Source organism: Actinotalea ferrariae CF5-4 (assembly GCF_000603945.1).
In the GTDB taxonomy this organism is placed as follows: domain Bacteria; phylum Actinomycetota; class Actinomycetes; order Actinomycetales; family Cellulomonadaceae; genus Actinotalea; species Actinotalea ferrariae.
On record NZ_AXCW01000448.1, the window covers coordinates 1 to 1422 of the forward strand.

Sequence of the window (1422 nt, forward strand, 5' to 3'; positions counted from 1 at the left end):
CGCCGACGGACCCGTCACCACCGGCATCGTCACCGCGGAGCTCGTCGCCGCCGTGCGGGACCGGCTCGCCGCGTCCGGCGACGACGCGGACGCGCCCGCCGTCGCGCGCGCCGTGCGGGAGGTGGGCGCGGTGCTCGGCCACGACGAGCTGCGCGCCGTCGTCCGGGCCGTCCGCGCCGAGGTGCTCGGGGCCGGGCCCCTCCAGGCGCTGCTCGAGTCCCCCGGCGTGACGGACGTGCTCGTCGAGGGCGGGCGGGTCTGGGTCGACCGCGGTGCCGGACTCCAGCGCGTCGACCTCGATCTCGGCGGCCCGGCGCGCGTGCGGGCGCTCGCGGTCCGGCTCGCCGCGGCGGGTGGTCAGCGTCTCGACGACGCCGCCCCCGTGGTCGACGCCCGGCTGCCCGACGGCACCCGGCTGCACGCGGTCCTCCCGCCCGTCGCGGAGCCCGGGACCCTCCTGAGCCTGCGCGTGCACCGGCCCCAGGGGTTCTCCCTGGAGGACCTCGTGCGACGCGGGTCGGTCGCGCCGGTGCTGGAGCCGGTGCTGCGGGGCCTCGTCGCGCGGCGCGCGAACCTCCTCGTCAGCGGCGCGACGGGCACCGGGAAGACGACGCTCCTGGCGGCCCTGCTGTCGCTGGTCCCGGCCGACGAGCGGATCGTCTGCATCGAGGAGGCCGCCGAGCTGCGCCCGGACCACCCCCACGTCGTCCGCCTCGTCGCGCGCCGCCCGAACGTCGAGGGTGCCGGCGAGATCGACCTGGCGTCCCTGGTCCGGCACGCGCTGCGGATGCGCCCGGACCGGGTGGTCCTCGGGGAGTGCCGGGGCGCCGACGTCCGCGAGGTGCTCAGCGCCCTGAACACCGGCCACGACGGCGGGTGCGCGACCCTCCACGCGAACGCCGCCACCGACGTCCCCGCCCGCCTCGAGGCCCTGGGCGCGCTCGCGGGCATGACCCCGCGGGCGGTCGCCGCCCAGGCGGCCAGCGCCCTCGACGCGGTCGTGCACCTGCGGCGGACCCGCGGTCTGCGGCACGTCGCCGAGATCGGGGCCGTGTCCGGCGGGTCCGACGGGCTGGTCGTGGAGCGGGTCCTCGCCTGCGGTCCGGACGGCGAGCTCGAGGTCGGTGCGGCGTGGCCGGAGGTCGCCCGACGGTGGGGTCTGGACCCCGTGGTGGCGTGAGCAGGTGGGCACCGACCCCGCCGGGAGCGGAGCCGGGGTCGCGGGCCGGGCCCTACCTCGGGGTCGGACGAGCGGGACCGCCTCGTCGTCCGTCGTGGGCCCGCCGGGCACGCGGCCCCGTCGGCACTGGCACCCTCGGCACCGCGTCCTTCGTCGCGGCCGTGGGGACCGTGGCCGCCGCGCTCCGCGTGGGCGCCGGTCCGGAGGCCGCCTGGCGGCGTGTGGGGGTCCGGACCGACGAC

The 1422-nt window shown here is 79.5% G+C and carries 2 protein-coding genes; both read left to right on the top strand.

Annotated elements, in window-relative coordinates; translation table 11 throughout:
* Nucleotides 1–52 precede the first annotated feature (52 nt).
* Nucleotides 53–1180 carry a TadA family conjugal transfer-associated ATPase gene (locus tag N866_RS18690; RefSeq protein WP_245612667.1) on the top strand — a complete coding sequence of 376 codons (1128 nt, stop codon included), beginning with the start codon at nt 53–55 and terminating at the stop codon, nt 1178–1180.
* A partial coding sequence (locus N866_RS22220; protein WP_216699495.1) for a hypothetical protein occupies nt 1177–1422 on the top strand: 246 nt, incomplete at its 3' end. The genes N866_RS18690 and N866_RS22220, both read left to right, overlap by 4 nt.